Consider the following 3,806-nt stretch of genomic DNA (forward strand, 5'->3'; position numbering starts at 1 on the left):
ATCTGCACCATCAACAGCAGCAACACGAAGGCCACCGGCGCCAGGCCGAGCAACGCCCGCGCGCTTTCGCCGACGACGACCGCCAGCCCGGCCAGCAGCCCCACCGCGAGGAGCAGCACCAGCAGCGCCACCCCGGCAATGCGCACGAACGCGCCGTACGCGACGCGCAGCGCCACGCGCAGTTCGGTCTGCTGTTGCGCATAGGCGTAGTGGCCGTGCTGGTAGCGCTTCAGGCGCAGCCAGCCGTAAGGCAGCAGTAGCAAGGCTGCCGCCAGCGCGCCGAGCGCGAGCAACCCGGCGGCCAGCGGCTGGTTGCGCAGGGCGGGCAGCAGCACCGCGAGGCCGACGCCGAGCGCGAGCGCGGCCGCGAGCGGCAACGCGAACACGCCATAGGCGCCTGCCATGCCACCGGTGAAACGAAACCGCAAGCCGCGCCAGCTCGTGTTGGCGAGCCGGAACTGCAGCGAGGCGCGCCACAGCGCCGGCCACACGCCGGCCAGCAGCACGAAGGCGATCGTGCCGGCCGTGGGCGACACCTCGCCGGCAACGCTGTAAGCGCCGAGCAACACCGCCATCAACACCAGACCGCGCAGCATCTTGCGGGGCTCGCCGTGGAAATCGAGCGCATGGCCGGCGATTTCGGTGTTGGTGTGGAAGTAGCGCAGCTTGCGCACCCTGGCCCACGGGTAATAGACGCCGAGGGTCAGCAAGGTGAGCAGCAGGTTGACGATCCAGATGCGGAAGTACTCGCTGCCCGAGCCGGTGAAGGACAGCGGATGGGCATGGCCGCTGAAGCGGCGCGGGCCCGGGCGAAGGTAATCCTCGACCTCGGGGTGTCGGCGCGACAGATCGACCGGCCGCGAAGTCGGCGGGCGGCTGGGCAGCACCGCGGATTCGGCCATGAACGGCTCCTGTCGGGCAAGAAGATGGCGGGCACTGTAGCCGCCTGCACCGTCCACGGCCCGGCTTCCATGCGGACAGACGCTCAGGCGCGGGGGTCCGCCGTTCCCTAGAATCCCGCCATCCCCGGCCCACCCCTCGCCCCATGAAACTCATCGGTTCGCTCGCCAGCCCCTACGTGCGCAAGGTCCGCATCGTGATGGCAGAAAAAAGGCTCGACTACAAACTCGAGCTCGAGGACGTGTGGGCCAGCGAAAGCAGCATCACCGAGGCCAACCCGCTGGGCAAGGTGCCCTGCCTCGTGATGGAAGGCGGCGAGGCGGTGTTCGATTCGCGCGTCATCGTCGAGTACCTCGACACGCTCTCGCCGGTGGGCAAGCTGATCCCGCCGCTGGGGCGCGAGCGCATCGAGGTGCGCACCTGGGAGGCGCTGGCCGACGGCCTGCTCGACGCCGCCATCCTGGCCCGTCTGGAAGAAAAGTGGGGCGGCCGCACGCCGGAACAGCGCTCGCAGGCCTGGATCGATCGCCAGCTCGCCAAGGTGCAGGCCACGCTGCGGGCGATGAGCGAAGGCCTGGACGAGCGGCCCTGGTGCGCCGGCGGGCATTTCACGCTGGCCGACATCGCGGTCGGTTGCGCGCTGAGCTGGCTCGAGTTCCGCTTTCCGCAGATCGAATGGCGGCAAACCCACCCGAGCCTGGCCCGTCTGGCCGACAAGCTGGCGCTGCGGCAGAGTTTCATCGACACGGCGCCGCGCTGAGCCTCGTTCGCCGTCACCGTCGCGGCGGCCGTGACGAAGCAACGCACCCGCGGTCACATCCGTCGATCGCGTCACGTTCGGGTTGAGCCCGACGTCCGGGCCCCTTTTTCTCCGGGCCTGTCACCGCTGGGCTCGCGTCACTCCGGGAAACAGGCCTTAGGCCGCAGCACCGTCAGGGCGGGCCGAGCCCGCGGCCGCGACGCCGCCCTCGGCCCCGGCCCGGTCGGCAAGGCCGGCCGGTTGCCGCGGCAGCAGCAACGTGACCGCCCAGCCCTCCGGATGCGGCCCGCTCTCCAACGCGGCGCCGAGCGCGGCGGCGCGGCGCTGCATGTTGGCCAGGCCGCGGCCGCCGCGCACGATGCTCTCGGGCACGAACAGCGGCACGGGTTGGCTGTCCTCGGCGCTGCGCTGCTTCAGGCCGTTGTCGATCACGCTGAGCACCAGCGCGCCGTCCTCCTTCGTTTCCAGCTGCAGCCAGGCCACCGTTGCCTGGGCATGCTTGATGACGTTGGTGAGCGCCTCGCGCACGATGCGCAGCACGTGCAGCGTGTCGCCGGCCGCGAGCTCCACTTCGCTGGCCGCATCGCCCACTTGCCAGACCAGGCGCACGCCGGCCGCGCGCAGCGAAGGCTCGACCCGAAAGCGAAGCTCGCCGAGCGATTCGACCAGCGGGCGCTGATCGGTTTCCAGCGAATCGAGGGCCAGGCGCAGCTCGACGAGGCAGTCGTCGAGCGTGAGCTTCAGGTCGTTCAGCGGCTGGTGGACGCTGCGCCGCTCGCCGCCGGCCGGAGGGGCCGACTGGCGCGCGACCTGCGCGGTCAGGGCCAGCGCGGCGACCAGGCGCCCCCCCAGGCCGTCGTGCATCTCGCGCAGGATGCGGTCGCGCTCGGCCATGACCGCCTGCGTGCGCTCCTGCTCGCGGGTGGCCTCGAAGGCCGCCTGCAGTTCGCGCTCCTTTTCGGCCACGCGGTCTTGCAGGTCGCGGTTGAGGCCGCGCAGCGCCGCGCCGGCACGCGCGAATTCGTCCACCAGCAGCCAGGCCAGCACGGCGAGCAACAGCAGGATGGTGTAGCGGCTCCACGTCACCGCACCGTAGTCGTGCAGCACGCGGAACACCACGAAATCGCGCGCACCGACCACCACGCTGGCCAGCGCCGCGGCGCTCAGCAGCAGCGCCGCGGTGCTGCGCTCGCGCCAGGCCTCGGCGAACAGCACCGGCAGCAGCCAGCCGATGACGAGCAGCGTGCCGCCGAGCAGCACGCCGCGCAGCAGCGGCGCATCGAGCAGCGTGATCGTCACCGCGAGCAGCAGCACCGCCAGCGCCCAGCCGGCCAGCACGCGGCGCACCCGCAGCGTGTCGCGGCCGATCGCGGCCAGTGCATACAGCGCCATCAGCACCACGAACCAGGCCTGCGAGGCATGGAACAGCACCGCGCCCACCGGCGGCCACACGCCGCCGCCGCCGAGCTGCACGCCCGACATGCGCCAGGCCCACAGCAGGCTGGCCGCACCGAAGCAGGCATACACGAAGCGCTGCGCGCGCCAGGCCAGCAGCAGCGCCAGCGCGCCCATCACGGTGGCCGCCGCGCTCACCACCCAGGCGCCGCGCACCTGGTGGCTGTCCAGCGCCCGGTGCAGCGGCTCGAGTTCGGCCAGCGGCCCGACCCAAACGGTCGACAGGCCCGCACCGCGCGGCGACATGCCACTCACCTCGATCTCGATCTCGTTGTCGGCCGGCCGCAGCAGCGCCTGCGGCAACGGCAGGAGCAGCGGCTCCACCATGGTTTCCGGCAGGGCCTGGGGATCGGCCGGCGAAGGCGCGCCGAACGAGAGCAGCGCGCGGCCGTTGAGGCGCACGCCAAACACCGTGCCGGGGTGCGGCACGAACAGCGCCGATTGATGCGTCCGCAGCGCGGCGTCGGGCAGCACCAGCCGGTAGCGCACGGCGGCGACCGACTGGCGCGCGGTGTCTTCCCAGGGATCGGGCAGCGCGACCACGCGTTCGCGACCCGCCTCCATTCGGGCGGCCGCGCGCAGCTCCTGCGCGCTGCCGGCGCCGGCCTTCGACGCCCCGTCGCAGCCGACCAGCCCGAGCAGCGAAACGGCGAGCGCCGAGAGCAGCGCGCGCAGCGCAACAGCGCGGCGC

The 3,806-nt window shown here is 72.1% G+C and carries 3 protein-coding genes; 1 reads left to right on the forward strand and 2 read right to left on the reverse strand.

Annotated features, from left to right (window positions below; all coding sequences use genetic code 11):
• Window positions 1-902: DUF898 family protein (locus H0W38_RS18545; RefSeq protein ID WP_292456863.1), on the reverse strand; the 902-nt coding region annotated here is incomplete at its 3' end.
• A 143-nt stretch (window positions 903-1,045) separates the two neighbouring features.
• Here H0W38_RS18545 and H0W38_RS18550 point away from each other — a divergent pair.
• Window positions 1,046-1,660, forward strand: a complete 615-nt coding sequence (locus H0W38_RS18550) for a glutathione S-transferase N-terminal domain-containing protein (protein ID WP_292456866.1) — start codon at window positions 1,046-1,048, stop codon at window positions 1,658-1,660.
• 156 nt (window positions 1,661-1,816) lie between these two features.
• On the opposite strand, the gene H0W38_RS18555 is transcribed toward H0W38_RS18550, so the two are convergent.
• The coding region (locus H0W38_RS18555) for a sensor histidine kinase (protein ID WP_292456869.1) at window positions 1,817-3,806 on the reverse strand (1,990 nt) is incomplete at its 5' end.

Source organism: Methylibium sp., from assembly GCF_013817365.1.
Lineage (GTDB): Bacteria > Pseudomonadota > Gammaproteobacteria > Burkholderiales > Burkholderiaceae_C > Methylibium.

Coding starts and splice junctions, on each gene's coding strand:
- H0W38_RS18550 (WP_292456866.1), top strand. CDS start 1,046: ATGAAACTCATCGGTTCGCTCGCCAGCCCCTACGTGCGCAAGGTCCGC.